We start from the raw sequence: 23,829 nt of genomic DNA, 5'->3' as shown, positions 1-23,829 counted from the left end.
AGCGGGAACGAACGGGAATCATGGTTCTGCTCGATCTGATGGGTGGCGTGGCGCTGCTGCTGTGGGGCCTTCACATGGTCCACAGCGGCATCCTGCGCGCCTTCGGCCCGGATCTCAGGCTGCTGCTGTCGCGAGCGCTGCGGAACCGTTTCAGCGCCCTCGCGGCCGGACTCGGCCTCACCGCGCTTCTCCAGAGCAGCACGGCAACGGCGCTCATCACCACCTCCTTTGCTGCGGAAGGCCTCGTCGGCCTGATCCCCGCGATGGCGATCATGCTGGGCGCCAATATCGGCACCACGCTGATCGTCCAGGTGCTGTCGTTCAACGTCGCGGCCGTCGCGCCGATCCTGTTCGTGCTCGGCCTGGTGGCGTTCCGCAGCGGGCCGCGATCGCGCATCAAGGATCTCGGCCGGGTGTCGATCGGCCTCGGCCTGATGCTGCTGTCGCTCCATATCCTGATCGACACGCTCGCGCCGGCCGAGGAGGCGCCGGCGATGCGCGTGTTCATGCAGGCGATCACCGCCGACGTCACGCTGTGCATCATCTTCGGCGCCGCCGTCACCTGGATCGTGCATTCCAGCGTCGCGAGCGTGCTGCTGGTGATGTCGCTGGCCTATGCGCATTTCATCACGGCCGATGCGGCCATGGCACTGGTGCTCGGGGCCAATCTCGGCAGCGCCGTCAACCCGGTGTTCGAGGGCGCCCGGCGCGACAATCCCGCGAGCTATCGCCTGCCCGTCGGCAATCTCCTCAACCGCATCATCGGCGTCGCGCTGATCGCACCCTTCCTGCATCCGCTCGCGGCTCAGCTGCAGCAATGGCAGCCGGATCTGTCGAAGCTGACCGCGCAGTTTCACATGGCATTCAACCTCGGCACGGCGCTGGTCTTCATCGGTCTGCTCGGCAGCATCGAGAAGCTGCTCGTCAGACTGTTCCCCGACCGCCCGGCCGAAGTCGATCCCGCCAAGCCGCGCTACCTCGACGAGACCGCGCTGGAGACACCGTCGCTGGCGCTTGCGGACGCGGCGCGCGAGGCGCTGCGCATGGGCGATCTGGTCGAGACCATGTTGCGCAATGTCATGACCGCGATGATGACCAACGACCGTGGCCTCGTGGATCAGGTGTCACGCGCGGACAATGTCGTCGACCGGCTCGACGAAGCCATCAAGCTTTACATCACCAAGCTGACGCGGGGCAGCCTGGACGATCGCGAGGGCAAGCGGGCGATGGAGATCATCTCCTTCGCGATCAACCTCGAACACATCGGCGACATCATCGACAAGAACCTGAGCGAGCTCGCAACCAAGAAGATCAAGCGCAGGTTCCAATTCTCCGCGGAGGGGGCCGACGAGCTGCAGGCCTTTCACCGCCAGATCATGGAGGCGCTCCGCGTCGCGTTCGGCATCTTCATGTCCGGCGATGCGCAGCAGGCGCACCAATTGCTCGATCAGAAAGCCGAGCTCCGCAACGCCGAGCTCGGCGCGACCGAGCGGCACCTCGAACGTCTGCGCGACGGCCGCTCGGAGACGCTCGAAACCACCTCACTGCATCTCGACGTGCTGCGTGACCTCAGGCGGATCCACTCACACATCTGTTCGGTCGCCTATCCTGTGCTCGATGCCGCCGGCGAGGTTGCGACGCGCCGCGGCGAGGCGGCTGACAGCGTGGCGACCACCGTGCCCGTGCCCCTGCCCCGGTCCTCAGCCCGGCCGCTGCCGCGCTGAGGCGCAGGACGGCCCCACGAACGGGCGACGGCACATCCGCCCTGTGAACCTGAAGCCCGCTCCGGTCAATTGCTCAGCGTCTGCGACTCGCGCTGACGGTTCTTGAAGATCAGCATCACGTTGCGGACGTAGATGATGTTCGACAGCAACTGGCCGAAGATGATGACCGGCTCGCGTTTGACGAGACCATAGATCAGCGTCATGAGGCCGCCGCCGATCGAGAAGAACCAGAAGGCAAGGGGCACCACGCTCTTGCCCGCGCGCTCGCTGGCGATCCACTGCACAAGGAAGCGCGCGGCGAAGGCCAGTTGGGCGGCGAGGCCGAACACCAGCCAGAAATCGAATTTGGCGATGAAGATGTCGTAGAGATAGTTGCTGAACGCCTGCCCGAATTGAATCAGCATTACTTTACCTCGATCACAACCGGCGTCGGCTTCTTGCGGCGGATCAGCCACCACACGCCGGCGAGATCCATGATCCCGATCCAGAGCCGGTCGAAGAACCCGTAGTTCGAGACACCGGAGTGCCGGGGTCGATCTGTCACGTCGATGTAGGCGATGTCGTAGCCCTCACGCCGCACCAGGGCGGGAAGGAAGCGGTGCAGACCATCGAAATACGGCATCATCAGGAAGACGTCGCGGCGGACCGCCTTGAGGCCGCAGCCGGTATCGCGGGTGCCGTCATGCAGCACCGCATTGCGGATCTTGTTGGCAAGCCGCGATTGCAGTTTCTTGAAGCCGGTGTCCTTGCGACCGACGCGCTGGCCTGCGACGAGGCCGACACCCGCCCCGCCCTTTTCGAGCGCAGCGATGAGGTCGGGCAGGAAGGCGGGATTGTTCTGCCCGTCGCCGTCCAGCGTCGCAACCATCGCGCCGTGGGCCGCGCGGATGCCGCTTCTGACGGCCGCCGATTGCCCGGACGACTTCTCATGGCGCAGCACGCGCAGGTTCGGCCGCCGCGCCATCTCCTCGGCGAGCCGTTGCGCGGTGTCATCGGTCGAGCCGTCGTTGACGTAGATGATCTCATAGGCCCAGAGACCGTCGAGCGCGGCCGCGATCTCGGTGATCAGGGGCGTGATGTTGCCGGCCTCGTTGCGCACGGGAACGACGATGGAGACGGCAACGGGGGTTTCGGTCGACAAGATGAGACTCGCGATGGCGTGACTGGACCGGTTCCTGCCCCGGGCGATGCGGCGGAGGCTTATTATGGGGCTTGGGGCCGCCTATCAACCCCTTTAGCGCGGTACGATTTGGCCGTCCTTGCCCAGGCGAAAGCCCAGCCGTCGTGCTGCGAACCAGTAGCGGACCAGCATGGCGCAGGCCAATCCGACCACGGCGCCGGCGACCACATCGCTTGGATGATGCGCCAGCAGCACCAGCCGACTCAGGGCAATCACGATGGCATAGATGAACATTGGTATCCGCAGCCGCGACCAGACGGCCGCAATGGCGAATGCGAGCGCGAAGGCGGTCACCGCATGCGCCGACGGCATGCTGAAATAGGCCGGCGTGCCGTTGAAGGGTTCGAAATTGAACGCGTTGGCCTTGCCGCCGACGAAGGGACGGCCGCGCCCGATGATATATTTCAACACCTGGGCCGATAGCACGGAGAGCAGAACCGCGAAGAAGAAAAACTGAACATGCGTCGCAAAGTTCAGAAGGCGGCTGCGCGAAGCCTCAGGCCACAACGGCGCGATCAGGATCGTCGCGACGACCCCCACTGCCAGCAGTCCCAGCACGTATTCGTCCTGGCCGAATTCGGTGATGATGCGCACCGGCCACAGGCTCGGTGTTCCACGCGCCGGCATCAGCCCGATTTCGTAGGCATCGAAGGTGAACATCAGCACCGAGACCACACTCAGGCCGATGGCACCGAGCAGGAGAAGCTCGCGTTGCAGGCGTTGCCGGCCCGCAGCGTCCGGCGCGGTCTGCGGCCGCCGAACCAGCCGGCCGAACGAGAATTTGCCGACCAGCGCGAGCTGGGCGAGATAGCCTGACGACAGCGAGGGCGTGTCTGGCGCCGACATCTACTCGGTGCCTTCCGAACGATAGATCGCAATCGAGACCGGGCGGCCTTGCGAGATGTTGTAGCCGTCGATGCGCTTGGCGACGTTGTAGCGCAGCCCGATGGCCTCGGCGCGCTGCACGAACGCCCGTTCGGTGCGCTGCTCGACAAGCGCGAAGCGGCACGCGCCATGGTTGAGGAAGTCGGCCGCCCCCGAGCCGTCGGTGAGCTGCGTCGAGGTTCCTGTCATGAACACGAGGCTAGGTTCGTGGAAACCTGCCGCTGCCGCCTTCGGCCCGACGCAGACCACGTTGCGCAGCGCGCGCGCAATCTCCGCGCTGGGAAACAGCGGTGTCAGCGCCGGCAGCACGGCGCCATACACCACGAACGCCAGGAACATCGCCGCCACGCCGGCATTCAAGAGCGAGCGCTCGGCACGGCCGTCGTCATAGAGCCACCAGGCGAACAGGCCGAAAATCAGCGACGCCGCCACGAACGGCCAGGCCAGGAACACCGGCTGGTGCGTGACGATGATGGCGCCGATCACGGCCACCACCGATGTGATGGCGGGAATCGCGAACCACCAGGCGGCGCCGCGCCGCAGCCAGTTGCGCGCCAGCACCCGCCGCTCCAGCGCGCCCACGGTGAGGATGGCGATTGCCGGATAGAGCGGCAGCACATAATGCGGCAGCTTGGTCAGGACGGCCTCGAACACGACCCAGGACGGCAGCAGCCAGGCCAGCAGGAACTGCGCCCCCGGCTCGCGCCGCGCGCGCCATACCGCAGGCGCCGCCATAGCGGCCAGCGGCGCGCCGGGCCAGAAGGTGATGAACAACAGCAGCAGATAAAGTCCCGGCGGTGCGCCGTGCGACTCCTGGGCGCCGATCTTGCTCAGCATGTCGCCGCCGACGGAATCGGCGAAGAAGGTGTCGCCGGCGCGCAGGAAGATCAGCACGAACCAGGGCAGCACCAGCACCAGCATCCACATCAGTCCCCATAGAGGGCGCAGACGCGATAGCCAGCCGGCACCACGATCCATGATCGCCAGCGCCACGATCGTCAGTCCTGCGAACATCAGAATCAGCGGGCCCTTGATCAGGATGCCGCCGGCGAGCGCCGTCCAGAAGATCGCAGGCGGTCCCCACGGTGGATGCACCGGATCCTCGCCGCGCTGCCACGACAGATACACGCGGGCCAGCGCACCCATCGCAGCCACCACGGTGAACAGCAGCATCGCGTCGGTCTTGGCGAGCCGGGCTTCCGCCCCGAGCAGCACCGAGCAGCACATCAGCAGGGCGGCGAACACGGCGCCGCGCCGTGTCACGAAGGAGAGCGCGGTCCAATAGGTCAGCAGCACCGCGCCGATGGCACCGATCAGCGAGGGAATGCGGTAGACCCAGATGCGCAGCTGCGCACGCGGCAGACCGATCGCCGACGCCGTCTCGACCGCAGCCGATTGCAACCAGTAGATGCCGACTGGCTTCTTGTAGCGCACGTCGTCCTGGAAGCGGATATCGACGTAATCGCCGCTCTCGACCATCTGCTTGGTCGCCTGGGCGAAGCGCGCCTCGTCGCGATCGATCGGCGGGATGGTGAAGAAGCCCGGCAGGAACAACAGCAGCCCGCAGACGAGCAGGAACGTCACCGCCCTGGTGTGGCTCACGGTGACGACATCGATCATCCGCGCCAGCCGATTGCCTGGATTGACCAGGTTCTTCGGCTCGCGCGGCTCTCCAAAACGGGGGCGGGCAAAGGTCTCGACCATGGGGTTCCGAATACGCTGAAACCGCTATGTCGACAACCGCTTAGCGAACCCTCACTGGATTCTGACCACAACTGTGTCCGCAGCGCCCGTGGCATCGATCACGGTGAGGCGGGCAAAGCCGGGCCCGGGCGGATCGATCAGGCGCTGGCGCCGGCTGTCGATCTCGCCGACGGCTAGTCCATTGACCAGCATGGTCAGCGGCAGCACGCCCCCGGACACTTTCACCGGCATCACCGACGCCTCGGGACCGGCGGACCGGTCGACATCGATGCGGGAGCCGTTCAGCGGGAACTGAATGTGCGGCGCCTGCTCCGCGCCGGTCCGCACCAGTTCTCCGACCGGCCGGAACCGGCGCAGGGGCAGCGGCAACTTTGAATTGCTGGCGACAAGCGCACCCTTGGGCGGCTTTGGCAGTGTCGCCGGCAGCTTGCCGCTGCGGGCAAAAGCGTCGAACAGGATCGGCGCCGCGGCGACGCGCCCGATCAGGCCGGGCACCGGCGCGCCGTCGGGCCTGCCGACCCAGACGCCGATCGTCACGCGGCCGTCGAAACCGACCGACCAGGCGTCGCGATAGCCGTAGCTGGTACCGGTCTTGAAGGCGATCCGGTTGCGGGCTGCGTTTTCCGGCGGCGGGGTCCCCAGCAGCACGTTGCCGACCTGCCAGGCGGCCGCCGAATCCATCAGCCGCAACGGCTCGCGGGCATCGTCGGTGCCCTCCCCGGTCATGATCTCACGCATCGGCCTGGTGGTGCCCAGTCGCGGGAATCCGGCATAGAGCTGGGCGAGGTCCTGCAGGGTCACGCCGACGCCGCCGAGGCCCATGGCAAGGCCTGGGGCTTCGTCCTTCGGCAGCACCAAATTGCCGCCGGCCTGTTTCAGTCGCGACGACAGCCGGCTGGCGCCGACACGGTCGAGCAGCACGATGGCGGGAACGTTCAGGGACAGTTGCAGCGCCTTGCGCACCGGCACCGTGCCCTGGAACGTCATGTCGAAATTTTCCGGCGCGTAGGAGCCGAAGCGCACCGGGCGGTCCTCGATGAGGCTCTCCGGGTGCACGAAGCCGTCCTCGAAGGCGAGCCCATATATGAACGGCTTCAGGGTCGATCCTGGCGAACGCACCGCGCGGGTCATGTCGACCTGCCCTGCCCGCTTCTCGTCGAAATAGTCGGCCGATCCGACATGGGCGAGCACGTCGCCGCTGTCATTGTCGACCACGATGATGCCGACCGAGACGTTCGGTCCCAATGCGATGGCGCGATCGCGCGCCAGCGGCTCCAGCACCTTCTGCAGCGAGGCATCCAGCGTAAGGCGGATGATCGGCTGATCCTTGACGGTCGCCGAGGCCTGGTCGGCAGCATGCGGCGCCAGGATCGGCATCGGCTGGCGGAAGGCCGGCACGGCTTGCGCCTTCGCCTGCGCCGCGTCCTCGGCGGAGATCACGTTCTCCGACACCATGCGGTCGAGAACGCGGTCGCGGCCGCGTCGAGCGGCCTCCGGATGCCGGTCGAGCCGCCGCGTCTCCGGCGACTGCGGCAGCGCCACCAAGAGTGCCGCTTCCGCCAGTGACAGCCGCTTCGGCTCCTTGCCGAAATACGCGATCGAGGCGGCACGGATGCCTTCGAGATTGCCGCCATAGGGCGCGAGCGTCAGGTAGAGATCGAGGATCTCGTCCTTGCTCAGCTCTCGCTCGAGCTCGAGCGCGCGCACGATCTGCCTGAGCTTGGCGTGCAGCGAGCGCTGCCGCCTGGGCTCGAGCAGCCGCGCCAGCTGCATCGTGATGGTCGAGCCGCCCGACACGATGTGGCCGTGCGCGCCGAGCTGGATCGTGGCGCGCGCCAGCGCGCGGGGGTCGACGCCGTGATGGTCGTAGAAGCGCTGGTCCTCATAGGCGAACAGCAGTTTCAAATAGGTCGGATCGACGTCCTTCTTCGCGCTGACCGGCAGCCGCCAGCGCCCATCCGCCATCGCATAGGCGCGCAGCAGCTTGCCGTGGCGGTCGACGACGTTGGTGGACACGGCTTTGGCCTCGCGCAGCGGCAGGGGGCCGAGGGAGATGGTGTAGGCGGTGAAGGCAAGGATGACTGCGACGAACAAGAACAGCGCGCCCGCGAGCGGCCGTTTGACGCTCCGCCATCTCCTCGGGTCATGGCCGGGCTTGTCCCGGCCAGCCGCGCCTTCGTCGCCGCGAGCGATGGATGCCCGGGTCAAGCCTGGGCATGACGGAGTGTGCGGCACCGTCCGGCCACCCAACTCACGATCACTCGTTCCACCCTCGCTCATTTCGCCGCGCGGACCTCCACGGAGCCCGTACCGGTCCGACCATAGCGTGAGGGATTGTACATGTCTTCGACATAGGCCTGTGGCAGCACGTATTTGCCCGGCGACACCGCCCGCACCACATAGGCGACCGTGAACACGGACTTGGAATCCGCGGCGCGGTCGAGCGCGGCGGTGAAGCGGTCGTCGCGGAACTCGGTATTGACCGGTTCCTGGCCGTCCTCGATCCAGTCCAGCGTGCCGCTGTCGCCCGACGACACCAGATGCGGATTGTCGATCTCCAGCCCCGCCGGTAGATAGTCGGACACCATGATGTGCCCGTATTCCGGCTTGGCCTCGGTGACCTTCAGCACGACAGCGAAACGGTCGTTCTGCTTCGCGGTTCTGATATCGGCCGGCTTGCCGTCGAGCGTGTAGTAGCCACGCTCGATCTTGAAGCCGTTCGATGCCGCCGGCTCCGGCGTCAGCGGCGAGCCGGAGACGGAGACCACCGCCTGCACCGGCGCATCACCGGTGTTGGTGATCTTCAGCGGCTGGCCCGAGAGCTCAGCCGCCTTGTAGCTGCGGTACAGCGCCTGCTTCACCGCCTGCCCGTTGACATCGAGCGTCAGCGTCTCCTTGGCGAGCGCACGCGCCGCCAGCACCATCCACGCATTCTCCTGCGTCGAGGTGTACGGCGTCAGGCCACGCGCTGCCTCGACGCGGGTCACCGCCTGCGTCAGCGTCGCGCGCGGCGCATTGCCTTCGCCGGCCAGTGACACCAATGCCGCCGCATCACGCAGGTCGGAGCCGTAATCGGTGCGGCCGAACACCAGCACCGGCTTCGGCGCGAGGCTGTCGGCGGCTGCCGCATAGACCCGCTCGGCGCGGGCGCGGTCGCCGACCAGCGCGAGCGCCGCGGCGAGCTGCGCCTTGGCAATTGGAGTTGCGAGATTGCCGAGCTTGGTGTCGGCGAGATAGCGCAGGTCGCCGATCGGCGCCGCGCCGTTGCGCGCGAGCACGTAGAGGCCGTAGGCGAGATCGCGGCCGCCGCTCTTCTCCGGCTCCTCGGCATTGACCACCGAGTTTCTGACGCGGTCGAGCGCGCTCTTGAACAGCACGTCCGGCACGGCAAAGCCCTTTTCGCGGGCGCGGGTCAGGAAATCCGTCACGTAGGCATCGAGCCAGGGATCGTCGCCGCCGGCCGACCACAGGCCGAACGAGCCGTTGGAGCCCTGACGCGCCAGCAAGCGGTCGATCGAGTCGCGGATGCGCTGGTCGACCTCGGTGTCCATCGCGAGATGCGCGCCGGCTGCGAGCTCGTTGACATAGAGCAGCGGCATCGCGCGGCTGGTGATCTGCTCCGAGCAGCCATGCGGATAGCGGTCGAGCGCCTTGAGGATGGTCGCCGCATCGAGCGCGGTCGACAGTCCCGCCGACAGCGACACCGTACCGGTGCCCGCCACGAGATCATTGAACATGTCCGATGTCAGCGTCAGGCTCTCGCCCTTCGCGAGCGTGCGGATCGAGCGCCGCGCCAGCACCTGGGTCGCCGGCTTGACGTCGAGCTGATAGTGCCGCGCCAGCGCCAGCCCGTTGGGGCCCTTGATATCGACGTCGAGCTGCGCCGTACCGGTGCCGCTGGCATCCAGCGGCAGCGTCGACGACGCCCGCTGCTTGGCGGCGAGCTTCAGCGTGACGTTGGCATTGCCGGAGACCTTGACCGGGCCGCTGGCCTTGACGCCGACGACATAGTCGCCGGGCGCGCCCTCGACGTTATCGAGGTCGAACGACAGCGTGCCGCGGTCGCCGCTCAGCAAAAAGCGCGGCAAGGTCGCGGTCAACACCACCGGATCGCGCACGGTGACGTCGACATTCGCCCGGCCGACTTTCGTGGCGCTCCATGCGACCGCCATCACCCGCGCAGTTCCTGCGAACTCCGGGATATCGAAGCTGACCTCGGCGGTGCCATCGGGCCCGACGGTCACGATGCCCGAATACAGCGCCAGCGGCTTCTGCGTTGGCGGCGAGCCCTGCAGCTCGGCTCCGCCACTGTCACCGCCCGAGCGGATCTGGCCGCGCGTGCCCTGCATGCCGTCGATCAGCTGGCCATAGAGGTCGCGGATCTCCGCGGAGAGCTGGCGCTGGCCGAGATAGTAATCGTCGGGCGCCGGCGGCTTGTAGTTGGTGAGGTTGAGAATGCCGACATCGACCGCCGCGATCACGATCTTGGCGTCCTCGCCGGGATTGAGCCCACCGACCTTGACCGGAATCTTCAACGCCGAGCCCGGACGTACCAGCGCAGGCGGCGTCAGAGCCACGTTGAGCGTGCGCGCTGATTTGTCGATGCCGAACCAGGCGACGCCGAGCGCGCGGCCCGGCATGCGCTGCGCGGACGCATCGAGCGGACGGCGCAGCGTCGTGACGACGTAGGCGCCGGTGCCCCAATCCTTGCCGACCGCAAGCTTGACTTGGTTGGTACCTTCCTTGACCTCGGTGGTCTGCGTCGTCAGTAGCCGGTCGCCGAGCACGTTGACCGTCAGCTTGCCGGCAGTGCGCGCATTGACCGTCACGATCATGCTCTCGCCGGACTGGTATTGCGGCTTGTCGAGCGAGGTCTCCAAGAGATCCGGCGTGTCGGCGCTGCCGTCGGTGTACCAGCCGACATCGAACTGCAGCGACGTCACCGGGCCGTCGGCATCCGCCGACTTGACGTCGAGGCGATAGCGCCCGGCCTCCGGCTGGAAGCTCAGCCGCGCCGGCTTGTTGGCTGATATCGTGACGTCGCCGTCGCCGACGCGCCGCGTCGATTTCACCGGCTCATACTCCCAATAGGAGTTCTGCCGGTACCACTGGTAGCGCGACTCGATCTTCAGCAGCTCATAGCGCAGCCCGCTTCGCGCCAGCGTCTTGCCCTCCGGCGAGACGAACACGACGTCGAACTCGGCCTTGTCGCCCTCGCCGACGCTCTTGCCGGAGAACGACGGCTTGATGCCGATCTGCGCCGCCTTGGGCGCCACGGGGAGCACCAGCTTGCGCTCGACGGCGCGGCCGCCGGTCTCAGCCAGGCGCACATAGATCTGCGCCTCCTGCGGCCGGCTGGAGGACGGCGGCTTGGGCAGGCTCACCGGGAACGTCGCCGCCCCCTTCTCGTCCGTTTCCGGCATGCCTTCGATCGGGGAGCGCTCGTTGGAGGCGCTCTCCTCGTCGGCGACGCCGAACTGGTAGCCCGGGAACCCCGGCCGCTCGGGCGCGGTCGTCACCAGCAGGTCGCCCTCGAGCTGCAGGCCGGAGGCCGGCGCACCGTAGAGGAAATGGCCGTCGACCTTCACCTCCACCGGAGTCTCAGCCTTGATCTGCTTGTCCTTGGAGCTCAAATCGAATTCCAGCCGCTCGGGGACGTAATCCTCGACCATGAAGGTGGTCTCGCCGACCGCCGTCCCCTTTGGGTCGGTGAAGGCGCGCACGCGGTAGGTGCCGGTCGGCACCGCCGAGTTCAGCGCCACGCTGAACGAACGGCCGCCGGCGCCCTGGTCCGGCAGCACCGCGCGGCGAAACTCGACGCCGTCGGGACGCTCGACGACCAGCGTCAGCGGCGTGCCGGTCATGGCATTGCCCTTGCCGTCGCGCAGCAGCGCGGTGAGGTAGACCGTCTCGTTGGAGCGGTAGACGCCGCGCTCGGAATAGACGAAAGCGTCCGGCCCCGTGGGCGCTTCGCGCCCGGCGACGCCGCGATCGGACAGGTCGAAGGCTGACGTCTTCAGGCTGAGGAAGGCATAGTCGGTCTTCTCGCCCGACACGGTCAGCATCGCCGGCGACAGCCCGCCCTCGCCACGCGCCAGGCCCGTCTCGAACAGCACGTGGCCGGCGTCGTCGGTCTTGCGCGTCGCGAGGATCTCGTTGTTGCGCGCCACCAGCCGCACCTCGGCGCGCGCGACCGGATCAGTCGAGGCCAGCGAATTGACGAACACGTGAATGCCGTCATTGCCGGAGAACGCGGCGACTCCGAGATCGGAGACGATGAACCATTGCGTCGCGAGTTGGCCGCCGTCCTCGTCATTGCCGCTCGTCGGCCCCTTCGGCGCCGCCGTCATCACATACACGCCGGGCTGCATGTCGCTCAGCGCCTGATCGACCGGGAAGGCCGTGGTGACGTCCTGGTTCAGGGTCATCGCGGTCGACAGCTCGCCGCTCCACACCTTCATGCCGCGCTCATTGCCGAGATCGGTGAGCTGATAGCTCGACAGCGGCCGCTGGAAGTCGCTGTCGATGACGGTGTTGATCAAATTGCGGTCGCCGATCCGGAACACGTTGACGGTGACCGCCGGCGTGTTGACGCTGACCAGCGGAATGCCCTTCTGCCCGATGCGCGGCAGCACATAGGCCTTGCCGGTGAAGCGCACGAACGGCTTGCGGTCGCGAACATAGATGTTGAACTCGGCCGATTTCGGCAGGCTCTCCTTGACGCCCGACGGCAGCCCGGCGCGCAGATTGATGTTGTAGCGCTCGCCGTGCTTGAGACCCTCGACGCAGAGCTGCTTGTCCTCCGAGGTCAGCGCCGGCTTGTCATTGCCGGCCTGGGCCACGAACGGCGAGAAGTCGGTGCGCTTGGCGAGATCCTCGGAGAACTGGAAGCAGGCGCGCGGGCTCGCCGAGTCCGAATCCACGGTGTAGTCGAGCAGCTTGAAGCCGTGCTCGTCGCGCATCCGCTCATACTGCCCACGGACATCGGCCACCTCACGCAGCTCGAGCGACATCCTGAGCGTATCCAGCGCTGGCCGCCACAGCTTGCGCTCGGCCATGGTCTTGCCGAGCACGGCCAGCGCATCCGCCTCCTCGCCGGCATTTCCGGCGCGCTGATAGGCGATGTAGGCCGCCGTCGAGGCCCGCTCCAGGAGGAAGGTCTGCTCCGACGGATTGATCGGCTTGATCTGGTTGAGCACGGTGTGCGCCAGCCGCAGCCAGTTACCGGAATCATCCGGCGCAGCGGTCGCGATCTGCCCGAGGATCTGCAGGCCGGTCCGTAGGTCGTTCCGCCGCAGCGCCGCGTCGGCATCGGTGCGAAGCGTCGCCAGCGGCTTGTTCACCGCCCCCGCCTCGCTCTTGATCTGCGCCTCCAGCTTGATCGCGGCATCGGCGAGGTCGTCGCGCTTGAACGCCTTGTCGGCGGCGTGGGCAGAAGCAAGACCGAGCGCCATGATGGCGCAGAGGACGGCGGCGCGAACCAGACCGATCATGGGGCAGCTCCTTGGACGGCGATTGGGGCGGCTGTTCCGGACACGCGGAGAGATGTCCGTGTTTGGCCGATTCGTGGCGAGAATGGACGCGAAATGGTGACGGACTGATGGCAAAGGTTGCAGCGGACCGGCGAGCGGCCCGTCCCAGGCGCGACCATCGGCACGCACATGCGACAGGAAAATCTGTTCATCAACGGGCAATTCACAGGACATGGCATACAGACAAGCCGCGGCGGCCGTCGATCCGGCGCCGCTGACGCGCAAATGGGGCGATAGACCCACCTCCGCCTCCGCTTGGTCTCGCCGGGCCTCCGTCGGGTTCGGCCGCTCTTGGCGAAACGGAAGATTTTTCATATGACCCGTGCTATGGAAAGCGCGCCGGCCGGGCTTTGCCCCCGGCACCTATCCCATGACGCTCATCCTCCGGACGTTCATCTTGGGATGGTCACCGGGCGATATTCGTCTCGCGACGCCGGTCCCATAGCTCAACTGGATAGAGTAGCGGATTTCTACTCCGCGGGTTGCAGGTTCGAGTCCTGCTGGGATCGCCACCTTCTTTCTGCAGAAAAGCCTGAAATAATAGACATTTTCAAGCGCATCCGCGTCGATGCGCTGGTCATCTGCAGCGAAACAAAAGCGGACCAGAGTGGACATTCTGGGACCGATGAGGACAGATTCTCCCGGAAAAAGTCCCGGACTTTGATCGGCAGCGTGCGGCAACATAATGCGGCTTCGACAGCCACTCGGGAGGGCTAGTGCCCCGAGGGCCTACACCCTCAAGACGTAGCGGCTTCACATCCTGGCGGTGCGCTGGAATCATGCTGTATGAGCACCCTCACCCGACGCCGAAATCCCCAGGCGCGCGACGAAAGCTGGCGCATCTACTTCGGCGACATCGAGGCCGGCGCGATCTCCAAGCGGGTCGGCAACCCGTTCGGCACCGCGGAATGGCAGTGGTTCTGCGGCTTCTATCCCGGTTGTCATCCCGACGAGCAAGTGATCGGCACCGCCCCGACCTTCGAGCAGGCCCGCCAGTCGTTCGAGGCAGCGTGGACCACCTTTGTGTCTCGCCGCTCGCCGGCCGATTTCGAGGACTGGCGCCGCCATCACGCCTTCACTGTATGGAAATACGCGATGTGGGACGCCGGATGCCGAATGCCGACGCAAAACGACTCCGGCCGCTCACGATGCTTTTGCAGGACGCCGATCGACCTCCGCACGGTCGAGCCGCACATCTATTCATGCCATATGGCCACGCCGCGATGAGCGCGAACCTGGGGCCTCGCCGCTAATGTGCAATCTTTACTCCACGACCAGGAACGTCGACGCGATCCGCCGCCTGTTCGGCGTCGCGCCGGATCACGACCGCACTGGCAACCTGTCCGTCCACGCCGGATCAGATCGATGCGGGCAGCATCGTCGCAATCGTCGAGGCGCTGCCGTTGATGTTCTAGCCTCGCCCCGTCCGGCTCCGTCTTACGTAAGGCTGAGACGTCGCCTGAACCAAACCTTGAGTTGTGAGACCCATAGCCATTGAGCATGCGCGCAATTGTGCATTCATCGCATGTCAGGAGGTGATCATGTCGAAGCTTCGGGGTTTGTTTCCGATAATGTGCCTTGCCATCATGGCGCTGCTGCCGACAGGGGCAAGCGCGCAGGCGACGCGAACCTGGGTGTCCGGCGTCGGCGACGACGCAAATCCGTGCAGCCGCACCGCGCCTTGCAAAACATTCGCGGGCGCGATTTCTAAGACCGCAGCCGGCGGTGAAATTGATGTGCTCGATCCCGGCGGTTTCGGAAGCGTGACGATCACCAAGTCGATCACGATTGACGGCGGCGGTACCGAGGCCTCGGTCCTCGCCTCCGGAACCAATGGCATCAACGTCAATGCGGGCGCGACGGATCTCGTCATCCTGCGTAATCTGAGCATTAACGGCGCCGGCACCACGCTCGGCCTCAACGGAATCAACTTTCTCGGCGGCCAGAAGCTGGCCGTCGAGAACTGCAGCATCGAGAACTTCTCGCAAAGCGGCATCGCAGTTGCGCCGGCGAACGTTAATGCGCAGGTCTTGATCTCGCATTCGAGCCTGAAGGCCAACGCGACCGGAATCACGTTCTCGACGGTTAATGCGACGGGTACCCTGTCCGGGACGATATCCAATGTGCTGGTGACCCACAGCTCTACCTCCGGCATCTCGGCGACAGTGCCCGCCGGCAAGCCCTCCATCGGCTTGATCGTCAACAACACCACATCCGTCTTCAGTGGCGTCGGCTTGTCCGCCAGCGGCACCGGAGCAAGCGTCGTCATTAGCGGTTCCGCCTTTGAGGGCAACACGACCGGCGTCAGCCAGACCTCCGGTGGAGCGGTCTATTCCTTCAAGAACAACTCCATTACCTTCAACGCCACCGACGGCACACCGTTGACCGGCATCCCGTTGAACTGACCCCGAACTTCCCAGCTTTCGCTCGTCTGGGCCAAGCCATTCATTTCGCCGGCCGAAATCAAAGCCCCAAACCGCGCCGAGCCCACATCGAGATGTGCGCGCGTGAAAAAGCCCGGCGCGCGGGAGGTCGCCGCGCGCCGGGCCGCTCGGTGAAGGACTGGATTTGGATTAAGGCGCCTGGGCTCCCCTATCCCCCGCACGGGCGACGCTCACATGGCCTGGGCCCCCGCTCGATACCGGAGTTCGCGCACGAATTCACACACGACCTCGAAGCCTACATCGCCGCGCGGACCGGCCAGGCAAAAGATGCAATCGCGGTGCGCCAGCTGCGCGCCTTGCGCGAATATCTGCGGCCGTCCGACGGCACGCTACGATTGACGGACGTGCGCAAGCTGATGGACGCGATGGCCGAGGAATCCGGCGGCCGACCCTCAAAGCGATAGCAAATCGCGGACCACGGGCAGCGGCTCGGATGACGGGCCGGTCACCAGAATTTCAGCGACGTCCATCCATTTGCCGGAGATCGTGTAGCGCGTCGACACCGGCTCGATGCCGAAGTGTGCGAACGCCTGGCGCGTCTCCGGCACGTCGTTGACCGACAACATGAACCGACCGGCGATCGACGATAGCCGTTGCGCGATGAGCCCGAAATCGGACGGACCAAAGACCCCCGCGCCGTAATCAGCCTCGGAGCCCCAATATGGCGGGTCCAGATAGAACAGCGTGCCCGGGCCGTCATAGCGATCGATGAAGTCCGACCATTGCAGACACTCGATCACGACGCTGGAGAGACGCTCGTGGATAGCCTCGAGCTGCGGACCGAGCTTCGCTACATCGAAGCGCGCTCCACCCGATTGTTCGACTCCAAAAGCGCGCCCCGACACCTTGCCACCGAACGCCATGCGCTGCAGGTAGAGAAACCGCGCAGCACGCTCCAGATCGGTGAGAGTATCGACGTTGCACGCCGCCAGCCGCTCGAACTCCGCCCGTGATGCGATCTGGAATTTCAGCGTCTCCATGAACTGCGGATAGTGCCGCTGCAGGATCCGAAACAAGGTTGCGACGTCTCGGGAGACATCGTTGATCACTTCTCGCCGTGGCGCCCATCGCCGGCGCAGGAATACGCCGCCCATGCCGACGAACGGCTCAGCATAGGTCTCATGGGGCACCGCCTCGATGCGGCGCGCCAGCATCTCGCCCAGCCGCCGCTTGCCGCCGATATAGGCGGCCGCTGGCCGCACCGGCGCAACTTCTCGTCTCTCCTGGAACATTTGAAAACAGCTCAACGTTTCTGCAAGCCTTGCCGCGCCACAATGGCGATCGGCGGGCCGGCGCTGAGCGATTGGTCGTCGGGCGGGCCCTATCTCAAAACTTGGTCCCGTGGTCTGGAGCGCGCTAACGCTCCTGCCCCCCGCCACAATAAAAAGCCCGGCGACGCGGGCATGCGTCGCCGGGCGAGATCGTGAGCAACTTGGGTTTGGTGAGAGGGCCTGGGTCTCCCTCTACCCTTCCGTATCGACCGGCACCGGAACGGGAGTGAAATCGAGATAGTAGGCTTTGCCCTTCTCGAAAGCGTCGATCGCATCTGGGTTGGTGATGGTGATCGAGAGATGGCCCGAAGGCGTCCATTTCGACCACGATTTGTTGGTGCCTTCGACGTCGCCATCGGCATAGGTGCCGAACACCGGTTTCATCGTGATCGTTGCGTACTGATCCGTCCCTGGCACATCGTTGTGACGGATATCTTCGACAAAGAACTTTGCTCGGACCGTCATCGGTCTTCTCCTTGCTTGATGCCGGCTTCCGGCCGGCGCGGATCGATGGATGGCCGGGTCAAGCCCGGCCATGACGAGGAGTGAGCCCGCTCGCTCATCTCGGGTGGGGCGCGTAAGCCCGGGTCGACCTCTCCCCACTGGCCGAGATCGCGGGCATGCGCCGGCCGGCCGACGGCGAACAGCGCGGCGGCGCCGATCAGGGCGGCGACGCCGACGAGAACCAGCACGATGCGAACGGCGGCCTGGCCGGCAGTGCCGTGGCCGGCGCTGGGCGGTCCCCAGCCGAACAGGCCGATCATGACGATGCAGAGCGAGACGGTGGCTAGCAGGACGGCGATGGCGGACAGCATCACGACCTCCCGCCGGCCAGCGGCGCCGCGCGCCAGGTGCCGAACACGTAGTCCCACACCGGCAGCGTGATGCCGAAATTGCAGCTCGCGTCGTGATGATGGGCGAGATGCCACAACGCGTAGCGGCGGACGAGCCGCGGCAGGCGATTGAGGTCGACATGGTGCAGCACATGGTGCCACGCCATGAACCAGCAGTAGCCGAGCACGAAGCCGGTGAACGCCGGCAGCGGCAGAACCGCCCACGCAGCGGCGAAGATCAGCGGCGTGTACCAGATCGGAAACACGACATATTCGGCCGGATGGGTGTGATGCCGCTCGTGCGCGCCGTGATAGAGCAGCCCGTGCAGCGGCAGCCGGTGCATCCAGTATTCGACCAGGGTGAAGCCGAGAAAGCCGGCAACGGCCCATCGGGCCCAGGCCCAGCCGAGATCGTCGCGGTGCGCCGCCATCAGCACGGCCGCGAGCGCGGGATAGAAGATGAAGTCGAGCCAGAACAGCCAGTTCGGCCGCGCAAAGGCACCGCCGCGCAGCGCCAGCCGCGCGGCCTGGATGAGCCACGTCATCGAGGATGTCCCTTGTTTGATGGATGCCCGGGTCGAGCTCGGGCATGACGAACTATTGGAACTACTGACGCAGAACTGGACTGCGCTCGAGTTGACGCACGCGCGCCTCGTGATCGGAGAGGCCCTGCTGCTGCACCGTCAGCTGCATGCGCAGGGCCTCGATCTTGGCGGACTGCTCGATCTGCGCGATCCGCATCTGGTCGAGCTTGTCGGCGATCTGGTCCATCGACGAGATGGCGCGGTTGCCGATCGAGAACCCGATCGGCAGCAGCACGCAGGTCGCGATGATCATGCTGGCCCGTGACCAGGCCCGGAGCAGCACGCTGTCGACGAGTTTCTCGCTGACCGTCTTGTCAGCGCCCTTGTCCGATTGGCTCACCTGTCATTCCCACCTGTTGGCCCGCCCCATCAGGCGCGCATTGCCTCCGATGACGCACCTCAACGCAGAGAGCGCGCCCGTCAGCCGCCCTCACCCTTCTGCTTGATCGTCGCCGCGCGCATGTCGGCCACGATCGAGCCCTTGCCGGGCCCGGCGCGCAGGATGATCGGGCCGCCGCCGAGCTGGAATGCGATCAAGAGATAGGCCCATTGCACCAGCTCGCCGTTCGACGGGTACGATCCGCCATAGGTCCAGATCAGGAACGGCACCGCCCATTGCGCCCAGGACAGCACGAACACCTGGGACAGCAGCGTGACCAGCCAGCCGATGCGGATGATGCGCGAGGACTTCATCGCACCGTAGAACTCGGACAGGATCTTGGTCAGCGCCTCGGCATGCGCGACCTCGATGTCGCGGGCGGCCTGCAGCATCGCGGCCAGCAGCTTGTCGATCGCCTCTTCCTTGCTGATCTGCTTGTTGTTGTAGGAGACGAAGATGCTGGCGGCCGTTTCGAAGAACTTGTTGATGAACGGCAGGCCGAGCGTGCCGAGGATCGAGGTAAACATCGGCGTTACATCCCCTTCGCGAGCGAGCGCAGGCGCGAGGCGATGGTGACGAACGACACCACCATCGTGAAATAGCCGAGATATTTCGGGTCAGCGTGCAGCATGTCGGCCACCTGCGCCTTGAGGTCGGGATCGCCGAGCAGCGCCGCGATGCCGTCGAGCTGATTGAGCAGAAAGCCGATGGACATCATCGCGTAGGACCACGCCAGAGTCAGCGACCGCCCGCAGACAGCCCAGACCTTGCCCCAGAATCCGTCCGCCTCGCGGTAGAACTGGACGAAGGCCGGATAGGCTGCGAGCCGCGGCCGGAGGAACATGAGATACGCAGCGATCACGCCAGGCAACACGATGAGCACGATCGACATGACCAGATCCTTTCTGTCGAGATGATGTTGGAGATCAGAACCAGTTGGCGAGGACCGCCTGCTGTTTTCGGGCAATCAGCACGGTCGCGACGATCACGGCCGCGATCGCGAAGCCGATGCCGGCGGCCATCACTGGCGTCGGCAGCGCGACATGCGCCGCTGCGCCCGCCTGCTTGGCGCTCTCGTTGCCGGCGCCCGCTGCGGCTGCGCCGGCCGCCGCGGTTCGCACCCGGCGTTCCTTGACCGTCGCGGCGTCGACGACGTCCTTTGGCGGCTTGGCCGTCGGCGGCGCGCCCGGCATGGCCTTGGCGACCGGCATGATCCGGTCGACGCTCTGCATGCGCGCGATGATCGGATCATTGCCGGCCATCAAATGCAGCCGGTCCGCCAGCCCGTTGCTGCCGCCGTTCCAGAGTTTGACGCAGCCCTTGAAATCGCCGGCGTCGGCCTTGGCATTGAGGCCCTTCCAGTCCCAGAATGCGGCGCAGATCTCCGGCTGCAGATCGAGCTGAGAGACTGCCTTCGGCTGGTCGACCGCTGGCACGCCCGTGCGCGCCTGGCAGGCCTTGTAGCCGTCGCGGCCGGTCCATTGCGGGCCGCCGCGGCCGATATAGGTCGAGCCGTCATGGCTGCCCGGGCGGTTGCCCATGCGGTTGCCGTAGATCTCATCGAACGCCTTGAGCTGCCAGCCCGGTGCCGTGCCAAAGCGGGCCCGCACAGCCGCCGCACCGCCAGGAAAGCGGCTGGGCCAGACCTCTGCCATCCGCTCCGGCGTATAGGCCAGGCTCTCCTCGAGGCCCTTCAGCGCGAAGCCCGCGCATTCGTGCTCGATATTGGCGAAGAAATACGAAAGCCGTGTCCGCGTCGCATTGACGCCGGCCTTGGTCAGCACGTCCTGCTTGGCCACGAAGGCCTCGATCACAGCCTGAGGCGCGCGCGGGAACACGCGCGCGAGGCTCTCGCGCGTCAGCTCGATCATGGGATCTCCAGCTTGTCGGGAACAACGGAGGCCGTCGCTTCGGCCGATCGGCGCTCGTTCAGCGCCCTATACCCCACACAACAAAAAGCCACCCGAAGGCGGCTTCTATCGTCGGCTTTAGACGGCCCTGTCGTGCTTGCGCACCGATCTGGCCAACCCTCGCTACCATGTCAGGGCAACGCGACGGTCGACGCCAGCGCAATTGACGGTTGCCGCCCGGAATGCAACCCGCTAAGCATGGAGGCGCCCAACGATTATTCCGGTGCCCCATGGGCTGGCGCGTTTTTGAATGTTTTTCAAAAGGATTGACGATGGGAATTGAACACCGGGTGGCGTCCGTCATTGCCCGAGAACATGCTTATCGGCAGATTACCGGCGACGTGTTGATGCTTGGCCGCCAAACCATGTTCTTCACGCCGGAGCATGCCCAGCTCCTTATCCAGGATGCCGGCATACCAATCCCCGATATCGATTTCGTGGTCGACGCCGAAACACGGCTTTCCAGTTCCGACTACATCTCGGACCGCGATTTCTTTCGTCTCCTCGGCCTATCCAAGGTGAAAGCTCTCGACGTCAGTCCCTATGAAGGCGCCGATATCGTGCATGACCTGACAAAGCCGATTCCGCAGGAACTCGAACGTATCGCCGACTTTATCCTGGACGGTTCAACCCTCGACAATGTCTTTGATCCCGCCACAGTATTGCGCAACGAGGCTCGGATGCTGAGGCCCGGTGGTCGGCTCGTCGCCGTCAATGTCGCCAGCAACACGCACGGACCTTATATCATTCCGACGGCCCATCTGCTGCTGGACTACTTCGTCACCAATGGATTCTCCGATGCGAGGGTCTATGTGTTCGTCTACCATCCTGACGGCCGCATGAACGCATTCACGCCCGACCTAACCCGGATGCGGCCTGGACAGCTGCAGCCGGCCAACTTCACTTCGCCATACACCATGGCGCTGGTCGCATTTGCGGAGAAGGGTGAACAATCGACATGGGATCACAGCCCAGTCCAGCATCAGTACCGCGATCACTGGGACGGATTTGCGGAGAAGCTTGCCGCGATCGAAGCCAACCCGCGCCCTCATCCGGCTCGATCAACTGATGATGCCTTCATCTATCATGATGATTACCTGTTCATCACCCCTTCCGGCATGGCCGTTCCCTCGGTCGCTCCGCCGACGCCTGAACCGCCGCCAGAACCAGAACCTCTTCCTGAACTGGAACCGCAGCCAATCACCCACTATAGGGACGTACAGGGATGGACCCTCGTCGACGAGATCGGGCGACGCGCACTCCGTCGCATCGGCTTCCAGCGGATACCGAAGTGAGGGCTATCGCCCCCGGCTAGGCGCAATTAGGACGCCCCCTCACACCGCCAGACTTACACCAGCGCTTCGCCGGGCGCCCCCATGTGATTGTCGCTTTGAAGGGAGCTACTCTCTCTAACAATCGCTTGGGACCTGCGCCGTCGACGTAACGTCAGCATCGCAGAGCTACAATATTGCGGGCAAGGATTGGCGTTGCGCTTGCTCCAAACATTGCTCGACGTCGTTAGAATCCTCAACACAAGCCAGATCGTCCCGGCAAAGGTGGACGTTAGTCGGGACGACGACCGAAGAAATAGGCGCCACCAGCGTCCTTCAACACGCATGGCCCGATGGCGGAACGAACCTCCAGTAAACCGTGCCGATACATCATAGGCCAACCAATCATCCGGCAGCATGTCGCTCGCATACTGCGCGAGTTCGAACGAGAAGTTGCTCAATTCGAACTCGCTATCCAGATGATCGATGAAAACAGTGATCTCCTGGGGAAACACACTCGCACATTCTAGAGCAGTGAGCAGCGTACGAAGCGAATGCACTTGCGAGCGAAGCACATGCAATACGACATGCTTAATCCTGTCGGCTTTAGCTGCTTGAGCAAGCTCATCCACTGAAGTGAACATCCGCACATTCGAAGGGCAGCTTTCCACAACCTGCAGCGAATAGACATAGACGCTGTCTTTGGATTCCTTCACAAGTCGATCGATTGCCCTCGTATCGCACCATCGATGATGCCAGATCGGCACTCCGAACAGCTGTTTATCGAGACGATCAAGCGAGCGTGTCGTCCTCTCCTTGAGGCCTGAGTTCCACCGACTCCGCCGTCTCCTTCTGGGGCTCAGTTGCCCCTGTAGCTCCGGGGGAAGCTTAAAAAGGCCACCATCGTCGAGCCGTTTGTGCGCAATCCATGCAGCTACGCCTTGCGTCCAATAGTCGTGAAAAGCGTGGTTAACCGGCATCCTAACAAGCTTTGCCTGGATGGACTCGACGAAGGCTTGCGCCATTTCCTTTACGGCCAACGCCTGCGGTGGAATGTCCTTCGCGTGAAACACCACGGGCACCTGCGCGAAGCGACGATGCTCTGCGGTCGTCCACTCTGATAGATCGCGATAGATCCCTTTCACGTCAGGATGGCCGCAGCGGAGCATCTCCCGTTCCTGCGCCTTCGCTTGTAGCTCGATCATGAAGAACTCGTCGGAATCGTCCATCAATGCAAACTGACCTGACGGAACCATCTCAGGCACAAAGCAGTAATCAACGTAAGAATTAACGATCCCAAGTGGCTTCTCGGGAGCGATCGCCATCATGAAGATTAAGTGATGGGCCGCAATGAGCGTATGCTCGTCAACCCTCCAATAGAACTGCCCCCACTGAGCGCAATGAACAAAGTCCTGATTGAGAGTGCGTCCCACCACGGTCAAATGGAGATTACGGAGAGCCAACTCCACCATAGAGCGCGAGGTCACCTCTAGGCCCCGCTCGGACGCCGCAGCTTGTTTCGACAAAGCCGGAAAAACTACTTCAGCGTTGACCCGCAGGGAAGGAGCCATGATGCACCGGTACCCCTCCTCGAGCCGCTGCACCACGGTCGACAACGACCCGTCGCTCAAGACGAAGTCGGAATTGAAGAAGATGAACGCAGTCGACGTTTGCCGTTCGCCAAACGACTTGATCGCCCTGGCAAATGCCAGGGTTAGGGTCACGCCATAATTGGCTGAGGTGATTAGATCATCGATCATTAAATAGCGAACAGAACAGATCGACTTGGCTCTCTGGATCGCATCAAGACCTTCAAATCGCTCACGGCCGCCTTCCGTGGTCAAGAATACCAACTCGACATTGTGTCGCTCGCAGACCAATTCGAGATTGTGGCGAGACAATAGGGATAGAAAACCAACCTCGGCGAATTCTGTAATGTAGCGCTCTCCCCAAACCGGAGTAAGCACCGCAATGTCTAACGCTGGAGGGTTCGGATCCCTTAGACCGAGCATCGTCAATCACTTTCCCCCAAAACGAAAGGGCGGACCGGCCCGAAGTCAAAGATAACCATGGTCCGGCACAAAAACACCTCTGCATCCCTCCAGCGTACTA

Annotated in this window: 20 protein-coding genes and 1 tRNA gene; 6 read left to right on the top strand and 15 right to left on the bottom strand. The window is 64.6% G+C overall.

Annotated features, from left to right (window positions below; all coding sequences use genetic code 11):
- Positions 1 to 20 precede the first annotated feature (20 nt).
- Positions 21 to 1,724, top strand: coding sequence for a Na/Pi cotransporter family protein (locus tag QX041_RS11980; RefSeq protein ID WP_316165428.1), 1,704 nt, complete (start codon positions 21 to 23; stop codon positions 1,722 to 1,724).
- 65 nt (positions 1,725 to 1,789) lie between these two features.
- On the opposite strand, the gene QX041_RS11975 is transcribed toward QX041_RS11980, so the two are convergent.
- The 6 genes from QX041_RS11975 to QX041_RS11950 all read right to left on the bottom strand — a co-directional run bounded on the left by QX041_RS11975 (position 1,790) and on the right by QX041_RS11950 (position 12,986).
- Positions 1,790 to 2,128 (bottom strand): lipid-A-disaccharide synthase N-terminal domain-containing protein, encoded by a 339-nt coding sequence (locus QX041_RS11975; RefSeq protein ID WP_172109779.1) that lies wholly within the window; start codon positions 2,126 to 2,128, stop codon positions 1,790 to 1,792.
- The gene (locus QX041_RS11970) at positions 2,128 to 2,865 is read right to left on the bottom strand and encodes a glycosyltransferase family 2 protein (RefSeq protein WP_315711843.1); all 738 of its coding nucleotides are present in this window, start codon (positions 2,863 to 2,865) and stop codon (positions 2,128 to 2,130) included. The genes QX041_RS11975 and QX041_RS11970 overlap by 1 nt, the downstream gene beginning before the upstream one ends.
- A gap of 93 nt (positions 2,866 to 2,958) precedes the next feature.
- Complete coding sequence (locus QX041_RS11965) at positions 2,959 to 3,750, bottom strand: phosphatase PAP2 family protein (protein WP_315711842.1); 792 nt, start codon at positions 3,748 to 3,750, stop codon at positions 2,959 to 2,961.
- Positions 3,751 to 5,493: a glycosyltransferase family 39 protein gene (locus QX041_RS11960; RefSeq protein ID WP_315711840.1), complete on the bottom strand. Its 1,743-nt coding sequence runs from the start codon at positions 5,491 to 5,493 to the stop codon at positions 3,751 to 3,753. It abuts the gene before it with no gap.
- A 51-nt stretch (positions 5,494 to 5,544) separates the two neighbouring features.
- The gene (pbpC, locus tag QX041_RS11955) at positions 5,545 to 7,773 is read right to left on the bottom strand and encodes a penicillin-binding protein 1C (RefSeq protein ID WP_316165427.1); all 2,229 of its coding nucleotides are present in this window, start codon (positions 7,771 to 7,773) and stop codon (positions 5,545 to 5,547) included.
- Positions 7,770 to 12,986, bottom strand: a complete 5,217-nt coding sequence (locus QX041_RS11950) for an alpha-2-macroglobulin (protein WP_316165426.1) — start codon at positions 12,984 to 12,986, stop codon at positions 7,770 to 7,772. Before QX041_RS11950 ends, pbpC begins: the two co-directional genes overlap by 4 nt.
- A 474-nt stretch (positions 12,987 to 13,460) precedes the next feature.
- Here QX041_RS11950 and QX041_RS11945 point away from each other — a divergent pair.
- The 4 genes from QX041_RS11945 to QX041_RS11925 all read left to right on the top strand — a co-directional run bounded on the left by QX041_RS11945 (position 13,461) and on the right by QX041_RS11925 (position 15,873).
- Positions 13,461 to 13,537: transfer RNA gene (locus QX041_RS11945), tRNA-Arg, on the top strand.
- 274 nt (positions 13,538 to 13,811) lie between these two features.
- The gene (locus QX041_RS11940; protein WP_316165425.1) at positions 13,812 to 14,252 is read left to right on the top strand and encodes a hypothetical protein; all 441 of its coding nucleotides are present in this window, start codon (positions 13,812 to 13,814) and stop codon (positions 14,250 to 14,252) included.
- A 314-nt stretch (positions 14,253 to 14,566) separates the two neighbouring features.
- Positions 14,567 to 15,430, top strand: coding sequence for a right-handed parallel beta-helix repeat-containing protein (locus QX041_RS11930; protein WP_316165423.1), 864 nt, complete (start codon positions 14,567 to 14,569; stop codon positions 15,428 to 15,430).
- Between the two features lie 92 nt (positions 15,431 to 15,522).
- Complete coding sequence (locus QX041_RS11925) at positions 15,523 to 15,873, top strand: hypothetical protein (protein ID WP_316165421.1); 351 nt, start codon at positions 15,523 to 15,525, stop codon at positions 15,871 to 15,873.
- Here QX041_RS11925 and QX041_RS11920 read toward each other — a convergent pair.
- The 8 genes from QX041_RS11920 to QX041_RS11885 all read right to left on the bottom strand — a co-directional run bounded on the left by QX041_RS11920 (position 15,862) and on the right by QX041_RS11885 (position 20,407).
- Complete coding sequence (locus tag QX041_RS11920) at positions 15,862 to 16,701, bottom strand: DNA adenine methylase (RefSeq protein WP_316165456.1); 840 nt, start codon at positions 16,699 to 16,701, stop codon at positions 15,862 to 15,864. The genes QX041_RS11925 and QX041_RS11920 overlap by 12 nt on opposite strands.
- A gap of 231 nt (positions 16,702 to 16,932) precedes the next feature.
- A complete protein-coding gene (locus QX041_RS11915; protein WP_316165420.1) occupies positions 16,933 to 17,205 on the bottom strand; it encodes a hypothetical protein in 273 nt (90 codons plus the stop codon).
- On the bottom strand, positions 17,202 to 17,555 hold the full coding sequence (locus QX041_RS11910; protein ID WP_316165419.1) for a hypothetical protein: 354 nt from the start codon (positions 17,553 to 17,555) through the stop codon (positions 17,202 to 17,204). The genes QX041_RS11915 and QX041_RS11910 overlap by 4 nt, the downstream gene beginning before the upstream one ends.
- On the bottom strand, positions 17,555 to 18,118 hold the full coding sequence (locus QX041_RS11905) for a sterol desaturase family protein (RefSeq protein WP_316165418.1): 564 nt from the start codon (positions 18,116 to 18,118) through the stop codon (positions 17,555 to 17,557). Before QX041_RS11905 ends, QX041_RS11910 begins: the two co-directional genes overlap by 1 nt.
- 61 nt (positions 18,119 to 18,179) lie before the next feature.
- Positions 18,180 to 18,497 carry a hypothetical protein gene (locus QX041_RS11900; protein ID WP_316165417.1) on the bottom strand — a complete coding sequence of 106 codons (318 nt, stop codon included), beginning with the start codon at positions 18,495 to 18,497 and terminating at the stop codon, positions 18,180 to 18,182.
- A gap of 80 nt (positions 18,498 to 18,577) precedes the next feature.
- Positions 18,578 to 19,063: a hypothetical protein gene (locus tag QX041_RS11895; RefSeq protein ID WP_316165416.1), complete on the bottom strand. Its 486-nt coding sequence runs from the start codon at positions 19,061 to 19,063 to the stop codon at positions 18,578 to 18,580.
- 5 nt (positions 19,064 to 19,068) lie between these two features.
- Entirely contained in the window at positions 19,069 to 19,428 is a 360-nt protein-coding gene (locus QX041_RS11890; RefSeq protein WP_316165415.1) for a hypothetical protein, read from the bottom strand.
- 34 nt (positions 19,429 to 19,462) lie between these two features.
- Positions 19,463 to 20,407 carry a hypothetical protein gene (locus tag QX041_RS11885; protein ID WP_316165414.1) on the bottom strand — a complete coding sequence of 315 codons (945 nt, stop codon included), beginning with the start codon at positions 20,405 to 20,407 and terminating at the stop codon, positions 19,463 to 19,465.
- 311 nt (positions 20,408 to 20,718) lie between these two features.
- On the opposite strand from QX041_RS11885, the gene QX041_RS11880 reads away from it, so the two are divergent.
- Complete coding sequence (locus tag QX041_RS11880; protein WP_316165413.1) at positions 20,719 to 21,741, top strand: hypothetical protein; 1,023 nt, start codon at positions 20,719 to 20,721, stop codon at positions 21,739 to 21,741.
- A 53-nt stretch (positions 21,742 to 21,794) separates the two neighbouring features.
- Here the strand turns inward: QX041_RS11880 and QX041_RS11875 are convergent, their stop codons facing one another.
- The gene (locus tag QX041_RS11875) at positions 21,795 to 23,735 is read right to left on the bottom strand and encodes a hypothetical protein (RefSeq protein ID WP_316165412.1); all 1,941 of its coding nucleotides are present in this window, start codon (positions 23,733 to 23,735) and stop codon (positions 21,795 to 21,797) included.
- Positions 23,736 to 23,829: the final 94 nt, after the last annotated feature.

Source organism: Bradyrhizobium sp. SZCCHNRI2009 (assembly GCF_032485115.1).
In the GTDB taxonomy this organism is placed as follows: domain Bacteria; phylum Pseudomonadota; class Alphaproteobacteria; order Rhizobiales; family Xanthobacteraceae; genus Bradyrhizobium.
This window is presented reverse-complemented; position numbering and strand designations above follow the sequence as displayed.